Genomic DNA, 23,293 nt, shown 5'->3' with positions numbered 1-23,293 from the left:
GCAGTGGTGCGAAGGGGGGGACTTGAACCCCCACGTCCGAAGGACACTAACACCTGAAGCTAGCGCGTCTACCAATTCCGCCACCCTCGCATTGTTTACTGCTTCCAGGCCTTGGCCTGAAACTGGGGTGACCGACGGGGCTCGAACCCGCGACAACCGGAATCACAATCCGGGACTCTACCAACTGAGCTACGGTCACCACATTTTGTCCATTACCAGATGGCGCGCCCGACAGGATTCGAACCTGTGACCTCTGCCTCCGGAGGGCAGCGCTCTATCCAGCTGAGCTACGGGCGCTCTATATTTGGACGGAGCGAATACTAAGGTCACCCCCCTGCCTTGTCCAGCACTTTTTTATAATAAAGTATCGCCTGCCGATTTTGTCATCAGAGTGCTGTTTTTTTTGGCTAAACTTGCGAAAGGCCCCGGGTCGGGCAATTGACTTATGACGGGAAAGGCCTAAAATCCCCCAAAAGTGAATGAACGTTCATTCATGAGCAAACGGAACCGGACAATCCTGAACCTTATGTCGGATAAACGTGAACGCATATTGAATGCGGCAGAGACCCTGATTGCCCACTACGGATTCCAGGGCATGTCGATGCACCTGGTGGCCAAGCACGCCGAGGTGGCCACCGGCACCATCTATCGTTACTTCGCCGACAAGGAGGCCCTGCTGCGCTGCCTGCATGAAGAGCGCATGCAGGTGGTTTCGCTGGCCATCCAGAAAGACGTCGATCTGACCCATCCGGATTACCAGCAATTCCGCACCCTGTGGCTGAACTGCATCCATTACCTGCTGGACAACCCGGACTGCCTGCTCTACCGGGTGCAGTACGAAGCCTCCCCCCTGTTCGATCGGGAAGAGGACAAGCGGATGGACGAACGCTACTTCAAGCCTATTTTCGAGTTTTTCGAGCGGGGCCGCGAGGCGGGGATCTTCCGGGATATTCCCACCGAGCTGCTGGGCTTTTTGGCGCTGGAAAACCTGATGCTGTTGTCCCAGAAGCACGCCAAAGGCTGCATCGAACTCAGTGAAGAGCTGTACGAGCAACTGATCGATGCCAACTGGAACGCCATTCTAAAACGCTAACACTTAAAACAAATCGCGGGAGTAACCAAATGAAGAGATGGACCCTGTCCATGCTGCTGCTAGTGATCCTCATCTTCGGCAGCGTCATCGGCTTTAACCTGTTCAAGCAAAAGATGATGGCCCAGTACTTCGCCAATATGCCGGTGCCGAGCTTTCCGGTCACCCTGACCGAGATCCAGCCCCGGGACTGGACCCCCAGCATCGCCGCCATTGGCTTTATCGAGCCGATCCAGGGCATCAGCCTCAGCAACGAGTCCGCCGGCATCGTCCGCGCCATCCACTTCGAATCCGGCCAGCAGGTGAGCACCGGCGACGTGCTGGTGGAGCTGGACGCCGACGTGGAAAAAGCCAACCTGCGCAGCGCCCAGGGCCGCCTGCCCTCGGTGCAGGCCAACCTGGAGCGGATGCGCCAGCTCTTCGCCCGGGGCTCGGTGTCCAAGGGCCAGCTGGACGAGGCCGAGGCCAGCTATCGCGAACTGCAGGGTCAGATAGATTCGCTCAGGGCCACCATAGAGCGGCGCACCATCCGCGCCCCCTTCGACGGCATCACCGGCATTCGCAACGTCTTTCTCGGCCAGTACCTGAACGCCGGCACCGACATCGCCCGGCTGGAGGACATCAGCCAGTTCCGTATCCGCTTCACCATTCCCCAGACCCGGCTCGCCGAGATCGAAGTGGGCCAGGCCCTGAACATCTTCGTGGATGCCTACCCGGACACCCCCTTCGTGGGCGAGATCACCGCCATCGAACCGGCGGTCAACCTGGAATCCGGAGTGGTGCAGGTGCAGGCCAGCATCCCCAACCAGGACGGCAAGCTGCGTTCCGGCATGTTCGCCAAGCTGGACGTCAGGCTGCCGACCCTGAGCGAGCAAATACTGCTGCCCCAGCACGCCATCAACTTCACCCTCTACGGCCAGACCGTGTACGTGGTGGAAGAACAGCAGACCGACGACGGCGACACCGTGCTGGTGGCCCGGCAGCGGGTGGTGGAAGTGACCGACCGGGAGGCCGAGTTCGCCCGGGTGACCAGCGGCCTCAGCGCCGGCGAACGGGTGGTGACGTCGGGACAGGTCCGGCTGTCCAACGACAGCCGGGTCCGGCCGGTAGACAGCGATGCGCTGGATACCCCCGAGTCCATTCCCATGCTGTAAGCGGAGAACCTCATGCGCTTTACCGATATCTTTATCCGGCGGCCGGTGCTGGCCGTCTCGATCAGCCTGCTGATCGTGCTGCTGGGGCTGCAGGCCCTGCAGAAAATGCAGGTGCGGGAATACCCGGAGATGACCAACACCGTCATCACGGTGTCCACCGGCTACTACGGCGCCAGCGCCGATCTGGTGCAGGGCTTTATCACCCAGCCGCTGGAGCAGGCCATCGCCCAGGCCGACAACATCGACTTCATGAGCTCCACCAGCAGCATGGGCAGCTCGCAGATCACGGTGCAGATGAAGCTGAACACCGATCCCAACGCGGCCCTGTCGGACATTCTCGCCCGGGTCAACTCGGTGCGTTCGCAACTGCCGCGGGAGTCGGAAGATCCCAGCCTGGAGATGACCACGGGGGCCTCCACCTCCATCATGTACATCTCCTTCAGCAGCGAACGGCTCAACTCCTCCGAGATCAACGACTACCTGGAGCGGGTGGTCCGGCCCCAGTTCTACTCGGTGGACGGAGTAGCCAAACTCAACCTGTTCGGCGGCTCCAAGTTCGCCCTGCGCATCTGGCTGGACCCGCTGCGCATGGCCGCCTACCAGCTCACCGCCACCGAGATCCTCTCGGTGCTGCAGGCCAACAACTACCAGGCCGCCGCCGGCCAGTCCACCGGCTATTACATGCTCTACAACAGCGACATCAACTCCCAGGTGGACAGCCCGGAGGCGCTGGAATCCCTGATCATCGCCACCCGGGACGACGCCGTGGTGCGGCTGCGCGATCTGGCCCAGGTATCCCTGGAGAAGAGCCGTGATATGGTGCGCGCCCTGGCCGACGGCGAGTCGGCGGTGATCATCGGGGTGGATCCCACGCCCTCCGCCAACCCGCTGGACGTGGCCGCCAACGTGCGCGAGATGCTGCCGGATCTCGAGCGCAACATGCCCGACACCATCAAGATGAAACTGCTGTACGACGCCACCGACGCCATCAACGAGTCCATCTTCGAGGTGGTCAAGACCATCCTCGAGGCCTCGCTGATCGTGGTGGTGGTGATCACCCTGTTCCTGGGCTCGCTCAGGGCGGTGCTGATCCCCATCATCACCATTCCCCTGTCGCTGATCGGGGTAGCCATACTGATGAACCTGTTCGGCTTCAGCATCAACCTGATGACGCTGCTGGCCATGGTGCTGGCCATCGGCCTGGTGGTGGACGACGCCATCGTGGTGGTGGAAAACGTCGACCGCCATATCAAGGCCGGGGAAGATCCCTACCGGGCCGCCATTCTCGGCACCCGGGAAATCGCCCTGCCGGTGATCACCATGACCATCACCCTGGCGGCGGTGTACGCCCCCATCGCCCTGATGAGCGGCATTACCGGGTCCCTGTTCAAGGAGTTCGCCCTCACCCTGGCCGGCGCGGTGTTCATCTCCGGCATAGTGGCGCTGACCCTGTCGCCCATGATGTGCTCCAAGCTGCTCAAGCCCCACCTCAACCCCAACCGCTTCGAGCGCGGGGTGGAGAACACCCTGGAGAAGCTGACCGAGCGCTATTCGGCCATGCTGGACGCGGTGCTGGGCAAGCGCCCGGTGGTGATCGCCTTCGCGGTGCTGGTGTTCGGCTCGCTGCCGGTGCTGTTCAGCTTCATCCCCAGCGAACTGGCGCCCAACGAAGACCGCGGCGCCTTCCTGATGATGGCCAAGGCGCCCAATACCGCCAACCTCGACTACATCGAGAACAACATGCGCAAGGCGGTGGAGGTGCTGAACCAGGACGACGCCATGAGCACCTCGCTCACCATTTCCGGCGTGCCCAATGCCAACCAGGGCCTGGCGGTGGCGGTGCTCAAGCCCTGGAGCCAGCGTGACGCCCAGAAAGCGGTGATCGAGCGCCTGACCCCGCCGCTGCAGGAGATCCCGGCGGTGGCCATCAGCGCCTTCGAATTCCCCGAACTGCCCGGCGCTTCCAGCGGCCTGCCGGTGCAGTATGTGCTGACCACCCCCAATAACTTCGAAAGCCTGTATGAAGTGGCGGCGGACGTGCTGCAGAAGGTGAGCCAGAGCCCGCTGTTCATCTACAGCGAACTGGATCTGGCGTTCGACTCCGGCACCATGAAAATAGAAGTGAACCGGGACAAGGCCGGTGCCTACGGGGTGACCATGCAGGACATCGCCGTCACCCTGTCCACCATGATGAGCGATGCCTACGTCAACCGGGTGGATCTGGACGGCCGCAGCTACGAGGTGATCCCCCAGGTGACCCGCGAGCACCGGCTGAACCCGGACTCCATCAAGGACTACCATGTGCGCGCCCACAACGGCGACATGGTGCCCCTGGCCAACCTGCTGTCCATCACCATGGAGGCCCAGCCCCGCGCCCTGCCCCACTACAACCAGCTGAACTCGGCCACCATCGGCGCCGTGCTGACGCCGGGGGTATCCATGGGCGACGCCATCGGCTTTCTGGAGCAGGAGGTCACCGCCCAGTTGCCCACCGGCTATAACCACGACTACCTGGGCGGAGCCCGCCAGTTCGTGACCGAGGGCAGTGCCCTGTACATGACCTTCCTGCTGGCGCTGTTCATCATCTTCCTGGTGCTGGCCTCCCAGTTCGAGAGCGTGCGCGATCCCCTGGTGATCATGGTGTCGGTGCCCCTGGCCATTTCCGGCGCCCTGATCGCCCTGGCCTGGGGCCTGGCCACCATGAACATCTATACCCAGGTGGGCCTGATCACCCTGGTCGGCATCATCACCAAGCACGGCATACTGATGTGTGAGGTGGCCAAGGAAGAGCAGCTGCACCGGGGCCGGGACAGGACAGAGGCGATCCGCATCGCCGCCCGCATCCGCCTGCGCGCCATTCTGATGACCACCGCCGCCATGGTGGCGGGCCTGATACCCCTGCTGTTCGCGGTGGGCGCCGGCGCCTATTCCCGCTTCGGCATGGGCATCGTCATCGTCTCCGGCCTGAGCATCGGCACCCTGTTCACCCTGTTCGTGCTGCCGGTGATCTACACCTTCCTGGCCTCCCGCCACAAGCCGCTGCCGGTGTTCGACGAAGAGCTGGCCCCCAAGGCGCTGGCCAACCACTGACCGGATAACGGCCTATGACCAAAGGGCTGCCTCGCGCAGCCCTTTTCTTTTTCCCGTCGCCCTTAAATAGTAAGCTGGCCTTTTCAAACCAAGGGGGGCGCCATGCTGCTGTGGATACTGCTGTTGGGGGCGGGGCTGCTGATCACTTCGCTGCTGGTCAACCAGGGCCGGGCCCAGGGGGAGCTGGAAGAGCGGATACGGACGCTGGAGGTGGACAACCGGCAGTTGCGCGAGCGGATAAACACCCTGGAAGAGCTGGTGCTGGAGCGGGAAAAGCGCCGTCCCTTCGAGGACATGGCCAAAAATCCCGACCAGGACTGAAAGCGCCGCCTCTTCTCCTGCCGGCATTAATTGCCTACACTGGGGGCTTGAGTCTCCCCCGGGCCTGACCACAAGATGAAAGATCAGAAAAAAGCCTACCTGTTCGGACTGGGGGCCGTGGCCTGCTGGTCCACCGTGGCCACCGCCTTCAAGCTCTCCCTCGGCTACTTTTCCCCGGCCCAGCTGCTGCTGGTAGCCACCGCCACCTCGCTGGTGCTGCTGCTCGGCCTGCTGGCGGTGCAGGGCAAACTGAGGTACCTGGGCCGCTATCTGCGCGACCGGCCCGGCTACTACCTGCTGCTGGGGCTGCTCAATCCGGCGCTCTATTATCTTATTCTGTTCCAGGCCTACGACCGGCTGCCGGCCCAGCAGGCGCAGACCCTCAACTACACCTGGGCCATCACCCTTACCCTGCTGGCGGTGCCCTTCCTCGGCCAGAAGATCCGCGGCCAGGATTGGGTGGCCATCGTGCTCGGCTACCTGGGCGCCATGGTCATCGCCACCCGGGGCGACCTGCTCGGCCTGAACTTCGAGGATCCCCTGGGGGTGGCCCTGGCATTGGTATCCACCCTGATCTGGGCCGGCTACTGGATACTCAATACCCGCAACCAGGGCGATCCCCTGGTGGCGCTGACCCTGAGCTTCCTGCTGGCATTGCCCTTTATCCTGCTGGCCACCGCCCTGTGGTCGGATTTCGCCCTCACCGCCTGGCAGGGCTGGGTGGGCGCCGTCTACGTGGGCCTGTTCGAGATGGGCTTCGCCTTCGTGATGTGGCTGCTGGCCATGAAACACGCGGAAAACACCGCCCGCATTTCCAACCTGATCTTTATTTCGCCCTTCGCCTCCCTGCTGCTGCTGCGTTTTCTGGTGGGCGAGGCCATCTACCCGGCCACCGTAGTGGGGCTGGTGATGATAGTGGCGGCCCTGCTGATCCAGCAGCTCCGGCTCGGGCCCCGGTTTGCCAAGCCATCCCGGGCGAAGTAGAGTGAACGAACAGCAAACCCTGTACGATTTCGGATGAACCGGACTCCCTGCCCACCCCCGGCCCGGTCGGTGGCCGACGCGCTCCGCGCCCGCACCCTCGGGTGCCGTCGGTGCCGGCGGGCCAGTCCATCAAGCAACTATTCACTTCGCGTTAAGGAATCGCCATGACTTATGCCACTCGCCTTGCCGCCGTCCGGGACAGCCTGAAGCAACAGGGCCTGGATGCCTTTATCGTGCCCCACGACGACGAGCACCTGGGCGAGTACATACCGCCCCATGCCGAACGGCTCGACTGGATCAGCGGTTTCAACGGCTCCGCCGGCGCCGCCGTGGTGCTGGCCGACAAGGCGGCCATCTTCGTGGACGGCCGCTACACGGTGCAGGTGCGCCACCAGTGCGATCCGGCACTGTTCGAGTTCCGCCACCTGATAAGCGACCCCTTCCTCGACTGGATAGCGGAGCACCTGCAGGCGGGCAGCCGGGTCGGCTTCGATCCCAAACTGCACAGCCGGGGCTGGCACCAGACGGCCGAGACCCGGCTGGCGGAAAAAGGCATCCAGCTGGTGCCGCTGGCCGAGAACCCCATCGACCGGCACTGGCACGACCGGCCGGCACCGGAACGCCGCCCCGCCCTGCTGCTCGACCAGGAATACAGCGGCCAGCACAGCGAGGCCAAGCGCCACCGCATCGCCGAAACCCTCAAGGCCAGGGGGGTGGACGCCCAGTTGCTGACCCAGGCCGAGCCCATCAACTGGCTGCTCAACATCCGCGGCCGCGACATCCCCTGCCTGCCGGCGGTACTGAGCTTCGCCCTGCTGCACCAGAACGGTGCCGTGCAGCTGTTCGCCGACCCCGCCAAGTTCGAGGGCCTCGACCTGGCCGGCCACAGCGGCAAGGACGTGACCCTCGCGCCCATGGCCGAGCTGGAGCAGGCGCTGAACAGCCTCGGCGCCAACGGCGCCCGGGTCCAGCTCGATCCCGCCACCGCCAACGCCTGGAGCGCCCTGGTGCTGGAACGGGCCGGCGCCGAACTGGTACCGGCCGAGGATCCCTGCATGCTGCCCAAGGCCTGCAAGAACCCGGTGGAGGTGCACGGCAGCCGCGCCGCCCACCTGCGCGACGCCGTGGCGGTGTGCCGCTTCCTGGCCTGGCTGGACCGGCGCCTGGCCGAGCCCCACCCGGAGCGGGAGGACGAAGGCACCCTGGCCGACCGACTGGAGGCCTTCCGCGCCGAGCTGCCCGAATTCGTGGAGCCAAGCTTCAGCACCATCTCGGCGCTGGGGCCCAACGCCGCCATGTGCCACTACCGGCACAGCAACGGCACCCCGCGCCAACTGGGGCAGGACGCCATCTACCTGGTGGACTCGGGCGGCCAGTATCTGGACGGCACCACCGACATCACCCGTACCGTGGCGGTGGGCGAGCCCGATGCCGAGATCGCTAAGCTGTTCACCCTGGTGCTGCGCGGCCATATCGACCTGGCCTGCGCCCGCTTCCCCGCCGGCACCGGTGGCCTGCAGCTGGACGCCCTGGCGCGCCTGCCCCTGTGGCAGCAGGGCTACAACTTCGACCACGGCACCGGCCACGGCGTGGGCCACTTCCTCAGCGTGCACGAGGGGCCGCAACGCATTTCGCCCAAGGGCAGCATGGTGCCCCTCACCACCGGCATGATCGTCTCCAACGAACCCGGCTACTACCGGGAAGACGCCTTCGGCATCCGTTGCGAAAACCTTGAGGTGGTGCGCCCGGCCGACACCGACGGCGACATCCCGGTGTTCGAGTTCGAAAACCTCACCTGGGTGCCCTTCGACCGCCGCCTGATCGACCTGGCCTGGCTCGAACCCAAGCATGTGCAGTGGCTGAATCACTACCACGCCCAGGTGTGGGAAAAGGTCGGCCCCAACCTCGCCGGGGACGATCTGGCCTGGCTGGAACAGGCCACCCGGCCGCTGTAAGACGAACGGCGGGGCTGTAGGGTCGAATTTATTCGACCAAACCACGGCCCCGCTGCAGATATGGCCCATTGAAATGGGCCCTACAGCCAGCTTCCAGCGTCGGTAATTTGCCGCCCTTCCCCTAAATTCGGTACACTGCCCCGAATTTTGTCGTTGAGACACGGTCTTAAACGGCAACCTTATCAACCGGGTTTTTCTATGCCGCTAGCCAATTACTACCGAACATTGCTGGAGCACCTGCCCACCCTGGCGGTGGATGCCGAGCGGGTGGAGGTGCTGTACTCCGCCCGGGCCTTCAAGCAACGGCTGCTGGAGCTGATCGCCGCCGCCCAAACCCGCATCTGCCTGGTGGCCCTCTACCTGCAGGACGACGAGGCCGGCCGGGAAATCCTCGGCGCCCTCTACCAGGCCAAACAGGATAATCCGGCGCTGGACGTGCGCCTCTACGTGGACTTCCACCGCGCCCAGCGGGGGCTTATCGGTCACCGCGGCCAGGGCGGCAACCACCTGATGTACCAGGAATTCGCCGCCCGCCATGAACACCCCATCCCCGTCTACGGCGTGCCGGTCAAGGGCCGGGAACTGCTGGGGGTGCTGCACCTCAAGGGCTTCGTGTTCGACGACGTGGTGCTCTACTCCGGCGCCAGCCTCAACGACATCTACCTGCACCAGCAGGACAGGTATCGTTTTGACCGCTACCACCAGATCACCGACGCCAAACTGGCGGACTGCATGGTCGACTACGTCGACCGGCTGTTTGGCAACAACCCGGCGGTCCCGCTGCTGAGCCGGCCCGAGATCCCCCGCGCCCGCCAGCTGCGCCATGCCATCCGCCAGTTCAAACACCAGATGCGCCGGGCCAGCTACGAGTTCGACGACGTCACCCGCCGGTCCGGCCAGGTGGCCGTCACCCCGCTGGCGGGCCTGGGCAAGTTCGGCAACCGGCTCAACCGCGCCATCCGCCACCTGCTGCGCGGCACCCGGGAGAAGCTGTTCATCTGCACGCCCTACTTCAATTTGCCCAAACCCCTGGCCAAGGATATCCGGACCCTGCTGAAGAAAGGGGTGGAGGTCACCCTGGTGATCGGCGACAAGACCGCCAACGACTTCTACATTCCGCCGGAGGAGCCCTTCCGTACCATAGGCGGCCTGCCCTACCTGTACGAGACCAACCTGCGCCGCTTCGCCCGCGCCAACCAGACCTTCATCTACCAGGGCCGGCTCAACATCATGCTCTGGCACCACGAACGCAACTCCTACCACCTCAAGGGGCTGTTCGTGGACGACGACCTGGCCATGATCACCGGCAACAACCTCAACCCCCGCGCCTGGGGGCTGGATCTGGAAAACGGCCTGCTGCTGCAGGATCCGGAGCGACTGCTGCAGGCCCGCTTCGAGGCGGAGAAGGCCAGTATCCTGGAACACTGCCGTCGGCTGGAGCACTTCTCCGAAATCGAGGAGCTGGAAGACTACCCGGCCCCGGTGCAGAAGCTGCTGAAGCGGGTGGCCCGCACCCGCGCCAATGTGCTGCTGAAGCGGCTGCTCTGACGCTGGAAGCCGGAAGCCAGAAGCTGGAAGCCGGCCCCGTTCATCTTCCGGCTTCGCGCTTCCAGCTTCCGGCCCTTGTTGCTATCCTCTGTAAATATTTACAGTACGGGGCCGCCATGAACCTGGACCACATGTCCCTCAGCCTGCTCAAGGGAGTGGGCGACAAGATGCTGGAGAAGCTGCACCGCCTGGGCCTGGAGACGGTGCAGGATCTGCTGTTCCACCTGCCCCTGCGCTACGAGGATCGCACCCGCGTCCTGCCCATCGCCGAACTCAGGCCGGGCATGCACGTTTCGGTGCTGGGCGAGATCGTCGACAACCACATCAGCTACGGCCGCAAGCGCATGCTGATCTGCCGGCTGCGCGACCCCAGCGGCACCCTGACCCTGCGCTTCTTCAACTTCGCCGCCGCCCAGAAGAACAGCCTGGCCGCCGGTACCCGCATCCGCGCCTTCGGCGAGATCCGCCCCGGCCACCACGGCCTGGAGATCATCCACCCGGAATATAGCCTGCAGCAGGGCGAGCAGCCCATCGCCGCCGAGACCAGCCTGACCCCGGTGTACGGCACCACCGAAGGGCTGCGCCAGCTGACCCTGCGCCAGCTCAGCGACCAGGCCCTGGCCCTGCTCGAGCAGCAGCCGCTGCGGGAACTGCTGCCCGAGGGCCTCTACCACCACCAGCTCGGCCTGAACGAGGCGGTGCGCCTGCTGCACCGGCCGCCGCCCGACGTCGCCCTGCCCCAGCTCGAGCAGGGCCAGCACCCTGCCCAGCGCCGGCTGGTGCTGGAAGAGCTGCTGGCCCACAACCTGTCGGTGCTCAAGGTGCGGGAGCAGAGCCAGGCCCATCGCGCCCGGCCACTGCCCTGCCCGCAAGCGCTGCTCGACCGCTTCCTCGGCCAGTTGCCCTTTTCCCCCACCGGTGCCCAGCGCCGGGTGGTGGCGGAGATCGGCGCCGACCTGCAGAAAACCGTGCCCATGATGCGGCTGGTGCAGGGCGACGTGGGCTCGGGCAAGACCCTGGTGGCCGCCCTGGCGGCGTTGCAGGTGATCGGCAACCAGGGCCAGGTGGCGCTGATGGCGCCCACCGAGCTGCTGGCCGAGCAGCACGCCAACAACTTCGCCGCCTGGCTGGCGCCGCTCGGCATCCAGGTGGGCTGGCTGGCGGGCAAGGTCAAGGGCAAGGCCCGGGCCGAGCAACTGGAACGGCTCGCCAGCGGCGAGCTGGCCATGGTGGTCGGCACCCACGCCCTGTTCCAGGAGCAGGTGCAGTTCAACGCCCTGGAGCTGGTGATCATCGACGAGCAGCACCGCTTCGGGGTGCACCAGCGCCTGGCCCTGCGCGAAAAGGGCAGCCAGGGAGATTATTACCCGCACCAGTTGATCATGACCGCCACCCCCATCCCCCGCACCCTGGCGATGACCGCCTACGCGGATCTGGATACCTCCGTCATCGACGAACTGCCGCCGGGGCGCACCCCGGTCACCACCGTGGCCATTCCCGACGGCCGCCGCGACGAGGTGGTGGCGCGGGTACGGCAGCTGTGCCGGGAGCAGGGCCGCCAGGCCTACTGGGTGTGCACCCTGATCGAGGAGTCGGAGGTGCTGGAATGCCAGGCGGCGGAGGACACCGCCGCCGCCCTCTCCGCCCAGTTGCCGGAGCTGAGGGTAGGGCTGGTGCACGGCCGCATGAAGGCGGCGGAGAAGCAGGCGGTGATGGCCGATTTCAAGGACGGCCGCCTCGACCTGCTGGTGGCCACCACCGTCATCGAGGTGGGGGTGGACGTGCCCAACGCCTCACTGATGATCATCGAAAACCCCGAGCGCCTCGGCCTGGCCCAGTTGCACCAGCTGCGCGGCCGGGTCGGCCGGGGGGCGACTGCCTCCCACTGCGTGCTGCTCTACCACGCGCCCCTGTCGAAGATCGCCGGCCAGCGGCTGGGAGTGCTGCGCGACACCAACGACGGTTTCGTCATCGCCCAGAAGGACCTGGAAATCCGCGGCCCGGGCGAGCTGCTCGGCACCCGCCAGACCGGGCTGGCCGACCTCAGGATTGCCGATCTGGTGCGGGATCAGGCGCTGCTGCCCGAGGTGCAGCGCCTGGCCCGTTACCTGGCCGATCGCCACCCCGAGGTGGTGGACCCGCTGATCCGCCGCTGGCTCGGCCTGCGTGATCATTACGGCAAGGTGTGAGCCGGAACATTCCCGCCCAGGCTCAAGCAATGTATGATACAAGTCCCGGATTTTTAAGGAATGTTCCATGAGAAAGCTGGCCAGGAAGCTGTTGCTCGCCCTGTTGCTGCTGGGAGCCGCCGGCTGGCTGCTGCTCAGCTTTTTCGATGCCAACCAGCTGAAAAAACCGGTACTGGAGTGGCTTAACGAACACACCGAGCTGGATATCTCCATCGGCCGGCTGGAGTTCAACCCCCTGCATCCCTACAAGCTGCTGGCGGAAGACGTGCGCCTGGGCGACTGGCTCGAAGCGAAACAGCTCTACCTGGAGCTGGCGCGGCTGTCGCCCCTGGCGGGCCAGACCCGCATCGCCGTGCTCGACCTGAACGACGCCCGCATCCGGCTCGACCGGGCCACCGAGCTGGCGGCCCTGCCGGACAACCTGGCCACCATCACCGTCGACGAACTCAACACCAAGAACCTGACCCTGGCCTGGGACGGCTGGGAGGCCCAGGGCGTCAACCTCAAGCTGAACGACTGGCAGCCCAGGCGCGACGGACAGTGGCGCTGGTGGTCGGACATGACCCTGAGCGGCCAGGTCCGCCAGTTGTCCCACCCCTGGCTGGAGATGTCGCGCATCGGCCTGGAGGGCCGCATCCACCGCGGCCGGCTGGAGCTCGACGGCCTGCGCAGCCGGCTGTTCGACGGCCTGTTCGAGGCCGGCCTCAGCCTGGATCCGGCCAGCCGGGAGCTGACCCTGGATGAGCCCAGGTTCAGCCACACCAGGCTGCAATTCGACCAGGCGCCGCCCCTGCCCGAGGGCTGGACCCTGCTGCTCAACCGCGCCAGCCTCCAGGATCTGAGCATCACCAGCCCCTGGCTCACCGCCAACGGCATCGACGGCGACTTCCGCTATGTGGAATGGCCGGGCCAGGGCCTGCCCGAGGCCCGCGGCGACTGGCAGGCCGACGAGGCGGTGCTGGACTGGCTGCGGCTCGACGCCCACCAGGGCCAGCTGCTCGGCACCCGGGAACGGCTGGGGCTCAGCCTGCAGGGCAAGGCCTACCAGGGCAGCCTGGAGGCCGAGCTGGGCTGGTTTCCGCAGCAGGGCCGACTGGATATCGACAACCTGCAACTGACGGGCAGCAAGCTGGAATGGCTGCCCGACATGCACTGGCCGGTACCCGATCTGCGCATCCACAAGCTGAACCTGAGCCAGGCCGAGCTGCTGTCCATGGATCCCGGCCTGCCCCTGTCCCTGCACGGAGGCCAGCTGTTCGTGGCCGACCTGGCCTGGTCCGCCGAGCAGTGGCGCCCGCTCAGCGAGCAGGCCCGGCTGGAAGGCGGCTGGAGCGAGCTGGCCTACGACAGCCTGATCAGCCGACAGGGCGGCTTCAAGGCCCGGCTGGATGATACCCGGCTGATCATGGACGAACTCGCCGGGGATGTCCTCGACGGCCGGGCCCGCCTCGAGGGCAGCCTGGCGGTCTATCCGCCGCACCAGGCCAGCCTGCGGCTGGAGGCCCAGGACCTGGCCCTGCGCCGGCTGAGCAGCTGGCTGCGCAAGGAGCGCGGCTTTTCCGGCAGGCTGAACCTGAGCGCCGAACTCGAGGGCGAGCTCCACAACCGTGCCAGTTGGGACGGTGAACTGCGCCTCGAGGGCGAGGATATCTTCGTGGAGCGGCTGGGGCTGGACGACTGGCTGCGGCGGCGCCTCGGCGAGGATTACCGCGAGGCCAAGGGCGTCGACCCGGCGCTGGCCGCCCTGGATCTGGAACAGGGCGACGGCTTTATCTACCGTGCCGAGCTGAAGGGGCCGGTCCGCCAGGGCCGCTGGCAACTGGACGGCAGCGCCGTGCAGAGCGTGCGCCACCTGCTGGCCCTGCGGGGCGAGCTGGATCTGACGGGCGGCTGGGATCTGGAGCTGGGTGCAGTCAACGACCAGGGCTGCCGGGAGCTGGCCATCCACCTGGAAGAAAGCTGGCGGGCGCCCAAACTCCGGCTGCACCAGCCGGCGCTGGCCGAGCCCTGCCAGCCCTGGTACCGGGGCCCCGTCCCCTACCCCGCCGCCGGCCTGCCCGGCCGGCTGACCGAAGCGGTGCGCAACCTGCCACAAGAGCCGTAAGCTGGAAGCCGGAAGCCGGAAGCCGGAAGCCGGAAGCCGGAAGCCGGAAGCCGGAAGCCGGAAGCCGGAAGCCGGAGCATAACATCCAGCTTCCGGCTTATCGCTTCCAGCTTTAGTGCGGCAGTATCACATAACGGCCGGTGAAGGTGGCGGCCTTGGTGTCGCCGCTGTACAGGGTCACGTTCAGCTCCACCCGTACCCGCTCGCCGTTCTTCAGCGGCAGCAGCTGTTCGCGCAGCCGGCCCTGCACCTCGGCGGTGGGCTCGTCCCACACCGGGGTCAGGTACTTGATCTCGCCGCTGCCCTGGACGATGTCGCCGCTCACGCCGTATTCCTGCATCTGCAGCCAGATCAGGCCCCAGCCGGTGAGCACGCACTGGCTGTAGATACTGCCGGCGAACATGGACTCGTGCAGGTTGAGGTTGGCGGTCAGGTTGGCCCTGGTCTTGAACTTGGTGCCGGTGTACTGGGTGATCTTGACGCCCATCTTCTCGCTGATGGGGATGCGCCGGTGCCACTGGCGCTGCAGCTCGTCGCACAGCTCGGGGCAGTGGCGGATCTGGTGGATGGGGGTGAGCGCCTTGATCATCTGCCGGTGCGGTATCTTGCCGAAGCTGATGGGCCCCTCGCCCACCACGGTAAAGCCGCAGCGGCCGTAGAAGGCCACCGCCTCCTCCCGGGCATTCATCACCAGGCGGCGCACCCCTTCCTGGCGGGCCACCTGCTCCAGGGCCTGCACCATGCGGGTGCCCAGGCCCTTGTCCCGGCACTCGGGCACCACCGCCATAAAGCGGATCTGGGCTTCGTCGCCGCTCACATAGAGCCGGCCCACGGCCACCAGCTTGCCGTCCTTGTCGACCATCATGCGGTGGTGGGCGTATTCGTCGAACTCGTCCCGCTCCGAGCCCCTGGGCTGCTGCCAGGGTTTGCGCAGCAGTTGCCAGCGCAGTTGGTAATAGGCTTCCAGTTCCGCTTCCGTTTGCGGGGTGACCACACGATACATGGTCTGCTCCTGTTATGGTTATCTTCGGATATCTTGCCGCTTGCCGCGGCAGAGTGCAATTTGGCCGGCTCAGACCTGCAGCCAGAAGGTGACGGGGCCGTCGTTGGTCAGGCTCACCTGCATGTCGGCGGCGAAGCGGCCCGACTCGGTGGCCACCCCCTGATCCCGCGCCGCCATCACGAAATAGTCGTACCAGCGCTCGGCGTCCGCCGGCGCCGCGCCGCGGGAAAAACTGGGCCGCAGGCCGCTGTTGGTGTCCGCCGCCAGGGTGAACTGGGACACCACCAGCAGGCTGCCCCCGGCCTGGCGCAGGTTGAGGTTCATCCTGCCCTGCTCGTCGCCGAACACCCGGTAGCTCAGCACCTTGTTCAGCAGCTTGTCGGCCTTGGCCCGGTCGTCGTCCCGCTCGACGCCGAGCAGCACCAGCAGGCCGGGGCCGATGGCGCCCACCCGTTCGCCGGCCACGGTCACCGCGGCCGAACTGACTCTCTGGATCAGGGCTATCATGCCTGCGTCAACTCCTTCGCCATATGATCGGTGGCTTTCACCAGGGCGTCTATCATACCCGGTTCGAAGGCGGAATGTCCGGCCCCGGGCACAATTTGCAGCGCCAGCCCGGGCCAGTGCTCGCTCAGGCTGAGGGCGGCGGCGGGCTTGCAGATGGCATCGTAACGGCCGTGCACCAGCACCGCCGGCAGATGACGGATCCGCTCCAGCTCCCTGATGATGTGGTTTTCTTCGATAAAACAGTGATTGACGAAGTAGTGGCATTCGATGCGCGCCAGCGCCAGGGCGCTGTGGGCCTCGCCGTAGTGGCTTTCCGCATCGGGCCGTGGCAGCAGGGTGCTGATCCGTCCTTCCCACACCGCCCAGGCCCGGGCGGCGTTGAGCCGGGCCAGCTCGTTGGGGCTGGTCAGCAGCCGGTAGTAGCGGCTCAGCAGGTGGCGGGCATCGCCTTCCAGGGGAGCGAGAAAGTCCCGGTAATAGTCGGGAAACAACTGGGCGGCGCCACCCTCGGGCTGGTACAGCCAGTGCAGATCCTGCTCCCGTCCCAGGAAGAGGCCGCGCAGCACCAGGCCCCGTACCCGCTCGGGGTGGGCGATGGCGTAGCACAGGGCCAGGGTCGAGCCCCAGGAGCCGCCGAACAGCAGCCAGGATGCCACGCCCAGATGTTCGCGGATCTGCTCCATGTCGGCAACCAGGGCCTGGGTGTGGTTGTCTGCCAGCTCCGCGTGGGGCTCGGATTGCCCGGCGCCGCGCTGGTCGAACAGGATAATGCGGTAGCGCTCGGGATCGAAGAAACGCCGGTGCTCCGGGCTGGTGCCGGCGCCGGGGCCGCCGTGCACCAGCACCACCGGGATGCCGAGGGGGTTGCCGCTTTCTTCCACATAGAGCCGGTGTCGCTCGGACACCTGCAGCCACTGCTGCCGGTTGGCGGCAATGGGAGGGTACAGGGTTCGCATCAGGCCTTGTCCTCTTCCGGATCGCTGTCGTCTGCCTTAAAGCTTAGCCCCAGGCGGTGCTCGTAGTCACCGAGGCTGGCGGTCAGTTCCGCCCCCAGCAGCGAGATCAGCCAGCTCAGGTAGACCCAGACGAACAGGATGGGGATGGTGGCCAGGGCGCCGTAGATGGCTTCGTAAGACGGAAAACGGGTGATATAGAAGGCGAAGCCGCGTTTGGCCAGCTCGAACAGCAGCGCCGCCACCAGGGCGCCGCAGATGGCGTGACTGAAACGTACCCGGGTATTGGGCACCACCATGTAGAACACCACGAACATCAGGGTGGACAAAAAGAACGGCAGCGCGCCCAGCAGCCGGGCCCCCAGGCCGAGAAAGTCGTCGCCCTGAAAGAAGCGCATCGAGGTGACGTAGGAGCTTACCGCCAGGCTGGCCCCGGCCAGGATGGGGCCCAGGGTCAGTATCATCCAGTAGGTGGAAAAGGCCACCGACCAGCGCCGCTTCTGGGTCACCCGCCAGATATGGTTGAAATTCTGATCGATGGCGGAGATCAGCAGCATGGCGGTCACCGCCAGCGCCGCCACCCCCACCGCCGTCATGCGCGAGGCATTCTCCACAAAGCCCTGGATATGCTGCTGCACCACGTCGCCGGCGGCGGGCACGAAGTTGGCGAACACGAAATTCTGGATGCTGTCCCGCAGCTCGGCGAACATGGGGAAGGCCGACATCATGGCGAACACCACGGCGATCAGGGGCACCAGTGACAGCAGGGTGATGTAGGCCAGGTAACCGGCGGTGACCGTCAGCCGATCCTGACGGGCCCGTTTCAGCACGAAGCGGCCGAAGTCGAAGCCATGATCCCGGATAAAACGCAGCCGGTGGGCGATGCGCGCGACAACATTGCTCATGGATGATCCTGTTTCGCTGAGTACAAAGGGGTATTGTGGCAAATCAGGCGGGGGCAGTGCCAGTCGGATATGCGCCGGCCGCGGGCAGGGACGAAAAAGGGCGCCGCAGCGCCCTTTTTTATTGATTGCAATGACGGCCATCAGGCGCGGCTGGCGCGCTTGCGGTCGTTCTCGGTCAGCAGTTTCTTGCGGATACGGATGTGGTTGGGGGTCACTTCCACCAGCTCGTCGTCATCGATGAACTCCAGCGCCCGCTCCAGGGTCATCTTGATCGGCGGAGTCAGGGTCAGTGCCTCGTCGGTGCCGGCGGCACGGATGTTGGTCAGCTGCTTGCCCTTGAGGCAGTTCACGGTCAGGTCGTTGGAGCGGTTGTGAATACCGATCACCATGCCCTCGTATACCTCGGTGGCATGTTCGATAAACAGGCGGCCACGCTCCTGCAGGTTGAACAGGGCGTAGGCCAGGGCCTTGCCGGTGGCGTTGGAGATCAGCACGCCGTTGATGCGCTGGCCGATGTTGCCGCCCTTGTGCGGACCGTAATGGTCGAAGCTGTGGTACATCAGGCCGGTGCCCGAGGTCAGGGTCATGAACTCGGTCTGGAAGCCGATCAGGCCCCGCGCCGGCACGATAAAGTCGATGCGCACCCGGCCCTTGCCGTCCGGCACCATGTTGGTCATCTCGGCCTTGCGCTCACCCAGCTTCTCCATCACCGAGCCCTGGCTGCCTTCTTCCACGTCGACAGTAAGGGTTTCGAAGGGCTCCATCTTGACGCCATTCTCTTCCTTGATGATGACCTCGGGGCGGGATACGGCCAGTTCGAAGCCTTCCCGGCGCATGTTCTCGATGAGGATGCCCAGGTGCAGTTCACCCCGGCCGGATACCCGGAACTTGTCGGGATCGCCGGTTTCTTCCACCCGCAGTGCCACGTTGTGCACCAGCTCCTGCTTCAGCCGCTCCAGGATGTTGCGCGAGGTGACGAACTTGCCGTCCTGGCCGGAGAAGGGCGAGGTGTTGACCTGGAAGGTCATGGTCACGGTGGGCTCGTCCACCGACAGCGGCGGCAGCGCCTCGACCGCGCCCGCGGCGCAGATGGTGTCGGAGATCTTCAGTTCGCCCAGGCCGGTGACGGCGACGATGTCGCCGGCGTTGCCTTCGGTCACGTCATGACGCTTGAGGCCCAGGTAACCCATCACCTGGCCGACCTTGCCGTTGCGGGTCTTGCCATCGGCACCCACCACGGTGACCTGCTGGTTGACCTTGACGGTGCCGCGCTTGATGCGGCCGATACCGATGACGCCCACATAGGAGGAGTAGTCGAGCTGGGAGATCTGCATCTGCAGCGGGCCTTCCAGATCCGCGTCGGGGGCCGGCACCTGATCGATGACGGTCTGGAACAGGGCGGTCATGTCCTCGGCCGGGGTATCGGCGTCGAGAGAGGCCCAGCCGTTCAGGCCGGAGGCGTAGACCACCTGGAAGTCGAGCTGGTCGTCGGTGGCACCCAGGTTGTCGAACAGGTCGAACACCTGATCCATCACCCAGTCGGGACGGGCACCGGGCTTGTCGACCTTGTTGATCACCACGATCGGCTTGAGCCCCTGGGCGAACGCCTTCTGGGTCACGAAGCGGGTCTGCGGCATGGGGCCTTCCTGGGCGTCCACCAGCAGCAGCACCGAGTCCACCATTGACATCACCCGCTCTACCTCACCACCGAAATCGGCGTGTCCGGGGGTGTCGACGATGTTGATGCGGTATTCCTGACCTTCGGGGGAGGTCCAGCGGATGGCGGTGTTTTTGGCAAGAATGGTAATGCCGCGCTCCCGCTCGAGATCATTGGAGTCCATGACCCGCTCTTCGGCTTCACCACGGGTTTCCAGGGTGCCGGACTGCTGCAGCAGCTTGTCCACCAGGGTGGTTTTGCCATGGTCAACGTGCGCGATGATGGCGATATTACGTAGATTTTCTAACATTCCTGCCTCAAAAATACCGGGGTGGGTAAAAAATGGTCGGTCATTTTACTCGGCCACCCCGGATCTGCCTAGCAGATTTGAAAATTACTGCCGGGTGGCTTCCCAAGGGGCAACCGATGCACCATGATGGTGGGCGCTGGCGGCAGGATGCACCAAAAAGATCCGGATGTGCACCAATACAGTGCAACACACCCCCTGATGGCCCTGCCATGGCAGGATAAAACACAACTGTGACAAGCATTTGGCATTCTGGCACAGTTTTCGCTTTATATTTTGGCAACTGATGAATTTGTTCATCAGACCCTAGGATGATTATTTTTGGAGGTCGAAATCCATGTCAGCAGAAAACGTACTGGCCATGATCAAGGAACACGATGTCAAATTCATCGATCTGCGTTTTACCGATACCAAAGGTAAAGAGCAGCACGTGAGCATTCCGGTCAACCAGATCAACGAAGATTTCTTTGAAGACGGCAAGATGTTCGATGGTTCCTCCATCGGCGGCTGGAAGACCATCAACGAGTCTGACATGGTGCTGATGCCGGATCCCTCCACCGCCGTGATGGACCCCTTCACCGAAGACGCCACCCTGAACATCCGCTGTGACGTGCTCGAGCCGTCCACCATGCAGGGCTACGACCGCGACCCGCGCTCCATCGCCCGTCGCGCCGAGGAATACCTGGTGTCCACCGGCATCGCCGACACCGTGCTGGTTGGTCCCGAGCCCGAATTCTTCATGTTCGACGACGTCCGCTTCCATACCGACATGTCCGGCAGCTTCTTCAAGATCGACGACGTAGAAGCCAAGTGGAACTCCGGCCGTGACTACGAGGAAGGCAACAAGGCCCACCGTCCGGGCGTGAAGGGTGGTTATTTCCCGGTTGCCCCGGTTGACTCCTCCCAGGACATCCGCTCCGCCATGTGTCTGATCATGGAAGAGATGGGCCTGGTGGTCGAAGCGCACCACCACGAGGTGGCCACCGCCGGCCAGAACGAAATCGCCTGCAAGTTCAACACCCTGACCCTGAAGGCCGACGAGATCCAGATCTACAAGTACGTGGTTCACAACGTGGCCCACGCCTTCAACAAGACCGCCACCTTCATGCCCAAGCCCCTGGTTGGCGACAACGGCTCCGGCATGCACGTACACCAGTCCCTGGCCAAGAACGGTGAAAACCTGTTCGCCGGCGACCTGTACGGCGGCCTGTCAGAACTGGCCCTGTACTACATCGGCGGTATCATCAAGCACGCCCGTGCCCTGAACGCCATCACCAACCCGTCCACCAACTCCTACAAGCGTCTGGTGCCCGGCTACGAAGCCCCGGTCATGCTGGCCTACTCCGCCCGCAACCGCTCCGCGTCCATCCGTATCCCGCTGGTGGGTTCACCCAAGGCCCGCCGTATCGAGACCCGCTTCCCGGATCCGGCCGCCAACCCCTACCTGGCCTTCTCTGCCCTGCTGATGGCCGGCCTGGACGGCATCCAGAACAAGATCCACCCGGGCGATGCCATGGACAAGGACCTGTACGATCTGCCGGCCGAAGAAGCCGCCGAGATCCCGACCGTGGCCACCTCCCTGGATCAGGCCCTGGACTGCCTGGACAAGGATCGCGAGTTCCTGACCCGCGGCGGCGTGTTCAGCGACGAGTTCATCGACGCTTATATCAAGCTGAAGCGTAAAGAGACCGAGATGATCAACATGGCCGTGCACCCGCTGGAGTTCGACCTGTACTACTCCGTCTAAGCTTGAAGCGATAAGCTGGAAGCCAGAAGTGAAAAGGCCCGGGAAACCGGGCCTTTTTGTTTTGTGAGGCGTGAGGAGAGAAGCGTGAACACCCCTCACCCCTCACCCCTCACGCCTCACGCCTCACGCCTCACGCCTCACGCCAGGCTACCCCAGAATCTCATGCCGGGTCGAAGGAAACAGGTTCAGCAGCTTGTGCACCAAATAGATGCAGCACAGGGTCAGCAAGATGGCCACCGTCATGGAGGTGAAGCGGTAGAGGGCGCTGAACATAAGATCGTGCTCGGGGGTCACGTACTGGCCGAACAGGATGCCGATGGTGGTGAGGCCGGCGAAGCCGACGCCCGGCATCGGCTCCCGGGCGTGCAGCCGGGCGAACAGCATGGCGCAGATCCAGAACGCCAGCCCCAGCAGCAACAGGTTGTGGTAATGGTCGTAGAGCAGCAACTGGAACAGCATGCCCAGGGCGCAACCGAGCAGGGTGCCGGCGCAACGCAAGCGGCCGGACTGCACCGCCCCGGCGAAGCTCATGGGAAAGAGGATCAGCACCGTCGCCACCTGGGCCGAGAGGGAGTCCACCAGATCGACGCTCTGGAACACCACAAAGCTCAGGGTCGCCACCGTCGCGCCCAGCAACGCCTGGTGGCGGATGACATTGTCGCTCTTGGCGGGCAGCGCCCTGGGCTGGGGCGGCGCCCGGTTGGGCAACAGGGCGTAGGCCACATAGGCCAGCGCCACCGACAGCAGCGCGGCCACGATGTTGCTCGCCGCCATGTCCGCCAGCTCGAACTGCCGGTAGCTGGCGAAGTGCAGCATGATGCTCAGGCTGACGCAGCCCGAGGCGCCGAACAGCATCAGCGGGCCCCTGGCCATCAGCAGGAAACGCCCCAAAAAGAGGCAGAACACCACGGCCGTATAGGCCGGCGGCCAGTGCCCGAGCAGGCCCGGCAACAGCATGATCTCCAGCGAACTCAGCAGGGCCGCACCGACGAACTGCAGCACCACAAAGCGGTTCAGCACCGGCACCATGCCCAGCAACAGCATGGGGTAGACGGTAAAGAAGACCCCGAAGTTCCAGCCCATCACCTTGGCCACCAGCATGCCGGCGGCACTGCCGAAGGCGATACGCAGGCAGCCGCGCAGCCTGTCTCCGCTCAGCTCCATGGTCCTCCCCCTAATAGAGATAGCGCAACTGGCTCGCCAGCCACAGCTGGATCCGGCCCATGGCACGGAACAGCCAGTTGTTGGCCGGGAACAGCTGCACCGTGGCCTTGGCGCCGGTGGCCAGGGCCGGCAGGGGTTCCTCCAGGCCGATCTGTATGCGCAACCGCTGGGCATCCCGCACCCAACGATCCGAGCTGACCGGCTGGGCCAGCTGGCCGTCGGCCGCCTGCTGTCCCTCCCGCACCCCGCTGTCGATGCTCTCGACATGACCGCGGAACACCTCGCCGGGCAATGCGTCGAAGACGATGCCCACCGGGGTGCCGGTGGCCACGTGGCGCAGGCTCTTCTCGCGCAGATCCGCGGTCACCCAGGCCTGCTCCGACACCAGTGCCAGCAGCGGGCCGCCGGCCCGGGCATAGATGCCCTCCTTCAGTTGCAGGTTGCCGATTCGCCCCGCCAGTTCCGCCCTTACCCGGGTGCGGGACAGCGCCAGCCGCTGTCTCTTATATTCCACTGCCGCTGCCGGCGAATACAGTGGGATTTGACGCCGGACTTACAAAGGCATTTCACGACGCTTTCAGCCCTATCTTTCCGGATCACGTTGTCATCTCTTGA

Annotated in this window: 17 protein-coding genes and 3 tRNA genes; 10 read left to right on the top strand and 10 right to left on the bottom strand. The window is 64.9% G+C overall.

What is annotated here, in order from left to right; translation table 11 throughout:
* Nucleotides 1–4: 4 nt before the first annotated feature.
* The 3 genes from CGX12_RS04480 to CGX12_RS04470 form a co-directional block, all read right to left on the bottom strand.
* Nucleotides 5–90 (bottom strand) — tRNA-Leu (locus tag CGX12_RS04480).
* A 33-nt stretch (nt 91–123) separates the two neighbouring features.
* Nucleotides 124–199, bottom strand: a tRNA-His gene (locus CGX12_RS04475).
* Nucleotides 200–220: 21 nt separating this feature from the next.
* Nucleotides 221–297, bottom strand: a tRNA-Arg gene (locus tag CGX12_RS04470).
* A gap of 229 nt (nt 298–526) precedes the next feature.
* Between CGX12_RS04470 and CGX12_RS04465 the strand changes: the two genes are divergently transcribed.
* The 9 genes from CGX12_RS04465 to CGX12_RS04425 all read left to right on the top strand — a co-directional run bounded on the left by CGX12_RS04465 (nt 527) and on the right by CGX12_RS04425 (nt 14,435).
* Nucleotides 527–1,093, top strand: coding sequence for a TetR/AcrR family transcriptional regulator (locus CGX12_RS04465; RefSeq protein ID WP_094038698.1), 567 nt, complete (start codon nt 527–529; stop codon nt 1,091–1,093).
* A 29-nt stretch (nt 1,094–1,122) separates the two neighbouring features.
* Nucleotides 1,123–2,244, top strand: a complete 1,122-nt coding sequence (locus CGX12_RS04460) for an efflux RND transporter periplasmic adaptor subunit (RefSeq protein ID WP_094038697.1) — start codon at nt 1,123–1,125, stop codon at nt 2,242–2,244.
* A 12-nt stretch (nt 2,245–2,256) separates the two neighbouring features.
* Entirely contained in the window at nt 2,257–5,334 is a 3,078-nt protein-coding gene (locus CGX12_RS04455; protein WP_094038696.1) for a multidrug efflux RND transporter permease subunit, read from the top strand.
* A gap of 102 nt (nt 5,335–5,436) precedes the next feature.
* On the top strand, nt 5,437–5,655 hold the full coding sequence (locus tag CGX12_RS04450; protein WP_094038695.1) for a hypothetical protein: 219 nt from the start codon (nt 5,437–5,439) through the stop codon (nt 5,653–5,655).
* 75 nt (nt 5,656–5,730) lie between these two features.
* Nucleotides 5,731–6,639 (top strand): DMT family transporter, encoded by a 909-nt coding sequence (locus CGX12_RS04445; protein ID WP_094038694.1) that lies wholly within the window; start codon nt 5,731–5,733, stop codon nt 6,637–6,639.
* A gap of 164 nt (nt 6,640–6,803) precedes the next feature.
* Entirely contained in the window at nt 6,804–8,594 is a 1,791-nt protein-coding gene (locus CGX12_RS04440) for an aminopeptidase P family protein (protein ID WP_094038693.1), read from the top strand.
* 198 nt (nt 8,595–8,792) lie between these two features.
* Nucleotides 8,793–10,142 (top strand): CDP-diacylglycerol--serine O-phosphatidyltransferase, encoded by a 1,350-nt coding sequence (gene pssA / locus CGX12_RS04435; protein ID WP_094038692.1) that lies wholly within the window; start codon nt 8,793–8,795, stop codon nt 10,140–10,142.
* 116 nt (nt 10,143–10,258) lie between these two features.
* Entirely contained in the window at nt 10,259–12,331 is a 2,073-nt protein-coding gene (gene recG, locus CGX12_RS04430; RefSeq protein WP_094038691.1) for an ATP-dependent DNA helicase RecG, read from the top strand.
* 67 nt (nt 12,332–12,398) lie between these two features.
* Complete coding sequence (locus tag CGX12_RS04425) at nt 12,399–14,435, top strand: AsmA family protein (RefSeq protein ID WP_094038690.1); 2,037 nt, start codon at nt 12,399–12,401, stop codon at nt 14,433–14,435.
* A gap of 112 nt (nt 14,436–14,547) precedes the next feature.
* Here CGX12_RS04425 and CGX12_RS04420 read toward each other — a convergent pair whose 3' ends face one another.
* The 5 genes from CGX12_RS04420 to typA form a co-directional block, all read right to left on the bottom strand.
* The gene (locus CGX12_RS04420; protein WP_094038689.1) at nt 14,548–15,438 is read right to left on the bottom strand and encodes a bifunctional GNAT family N-acetyltransferase/hotdog fold thioesterase; all 891 of its coding nucleotides are present in this window, start codon (nt 15,436–15,438) and stop codon (nt 14,548–14,550) included.
* A gap of 69 nt (nt 15,439–15,507) precedes the next feature.
* Complete coding sequence (dtd, locus tag CGX12_RS04415; protein WP_094038688.1) at nt 15,508–15,945, bottom strand: D-aminoacyl-tRNA deacylase; 438 nt, start codon at nt 15,943–15,945, stop codon at nt 15,508–15,510.
* Nucleotides 15,942–16,901 (bottom strand): prolyl aminopeptidase, encoded by a 960-nt coding sequence (gene pip / locus CGX12_RS04410; protein WP_094038687.1) that lies wholly within the window; start codon nt 16,899–16,901, stop codon nt 15,942–15,944. Before pip ends, dtd begins: the two co-directional genes overlap by 4 nt.
* Nucleotides 16,901–17,803, bottom strand: a complete 903-nt coding sequence (locus CGX12_RS04405) for a virulence factor BrkB family protein (protein ID WP_094038686.1) — start codon at nt 17,801–17,803, stop codon at nt 16,901–16,903. Before CGX12_RS04405 ends, pip begins: the two co-directional genes overlap by 1 nt.
* Before the next feature lie 140 nt (nt 17,804–17,943).
* A complete protein-coding gene (gene typA, locus CGX12_RS04400) occupies nt 17,944–19,770 on the bottom strand; it encodes a translational GTPase TypA (protein ID WP_094038685.1) in 1,827 nt (608 codons plus the stop codon).
* Between the two features lie 334 nt (nt 19,771–20,104).
* On the opposite strand from typA, the gene glnA reads away from it, so the two are divergent.
* Entirely contained in the window at nt 20,105–21,514 is a 1,410-nt protein-coding gene (gene glnA / locus CGX12_RS04395; RefSeq protein WP_094038684.1) for a glutamate--ammonia ligase, read from the top strand.
* Nucleotides 21,515–21,661: 147 nt separating this feature from the next.
* Here the strand turns inward: glnA and CGX12_RS04390 are convergent, their stop codons facing one another.
* Together CGX12_RS04390 and CGX12_RS04385 are read right to left on the bottom strand one after the other, a co-directional pair.
* Nucleotides 21,662–22,678, bottom strand: a complete 1,017-nt coding sequence (locus tag CGX12_RS04390; protein WP_094038683.1) for a DUF2955 domain-containing protein — start codon at nt 22,676–22,678, stop codon at nt 21,662–21,664.
* A 10-nt stretch (nt 22,679–22,688) separates the two neighbouring features.
* Entirely contained in the window at nt 22,689–23,192 is a 504-nt protein-coding gene (locus CGX12_RS04385; RefSeq protein ID WP_254918206.1) for an HlyD family secretion protein, read from the bottom strand.
* Between the last annotated feature and the right edge of the window lie 101 nt (nt 23,193–23,293).

It is taken from the genome of Zobellella denitrificans, from assembly GCF_002237365.1.
GTDB lineage: Bacteria > Pseudomonadota > Gammaproteobacteria > Enterobacterales > Aeromonadaceae > Oceanimonas > Oceanimonas denitrificans.
The sequence above is the reverse complement of the archived record's forward strand: the minus strand, read 5'-3'. Positions and strand labels throughout refer to the sequence as shown.

Coding starts and splice junctions, on each gene's coding strand:
- CGX12_RS04465 (WP_094038698.1), top strand. CDS start 527: ATGTCGGATAAACGTGAACGCATATTGAATGCGGCAGAGACCCTGATT.
- CGX12_RS04460 (WP_094038697.1), top strand. CDS start 1,123: ATGAAGAGATGGACCCTGTCCATGCTGCTGCTAGTGATCCTCATCTTC.
- CGX12_RS04455 (WP_094038696.1), top strand. CDS start 2,257: ATGCGCTTTACCGATATCTTTATCCGGCGGCCGGTGCTGGCCGTCTCG.
- CGX12_RS04450 (WP_094038695.1), top strand. CDS start 5,437: ATGCTGCTGTGGATACTGCTGTTGGGGGCGGGGCTGCTGATCACTTCG.
- CGX12_RS04445 (WP_094038694.1), top strand. CDS start 5,731: ATGAAAGATCAGAAAAAAGCCTACCTGTTCGGACTGGGGGCCGTGGCC.
- CGX12_RS04440 (WP_094038693.1), top strand. CDS start 6,804: ATGACTTATGCCACTCGCCTTGCCGCCGTCCGGGACAGCCTGAAGCAA.
- pssA (WP_094038692.1), top strand. CDS start 8,793: ATGCCGCTAGCCAATTACTACCGAACATTGCTGGAGCACCTGCCCACC.
- recG (WP_094038691.1), top strand. CDS start 10,259: ATGAACCTGGACCACATGTCCCTCAGCCTGCTCAAGGGAGTGGGCGAC.
- CGX12_RS04425 (WP_094038690.1), top strand. CDS start 12,399: ATGAGAAAGCTGGCCAGGAAGCTGTTGCTCGCCCTGTTGCTGCTGGGA.
- CGX12_RS04420 (WP_094038689.1), bottom strand. CDS start 15,438: ATGTATCGTGTGGTCACCCCGCAAACGGAAGCGGAACTGGAAGCCTAT.
- dtd (WP_094038688.1), bottom strand. CDS start 15,945: ATGATAGCCCTGATCCAGAGAGTCAGTTCGGCCGCGGTGACCGTGGCC.
- pip (WP_094038687.1), bottom strand. CDS start 16,901: ATGCGAACCCTGTACCCTCCCATTGCCGCCAACCGGCAGCAGTGGCTG.
- CGX12_RS04405 (WP_094038686.1), bottom strand. CDS start 17,803: ATGAGCAATGTTGTCGCGCGCATCGCCCACCGGCTGCGTTTTATCCGG.
- typA (WP_094038685.1), bottom strand. CDS start 19,770: ATGTTAGAAAATCTACGTAATATCGCCATCATCGCGCACGTTGACCAT.
- glnA (WP_094038684.1), top strand. CDS start 20,105: ATGTCAGCAGAAAACGTACTGGCCATGATCAAGGAACACGATGTCAAA.
- CGX12_RS04390 (WP_094038683.1), bottom strand. CDS start 22,678: ATGGAGCTGAGCGGAGACAGGCTGCGCGGCTGCCTGCGTATCGCCTTC.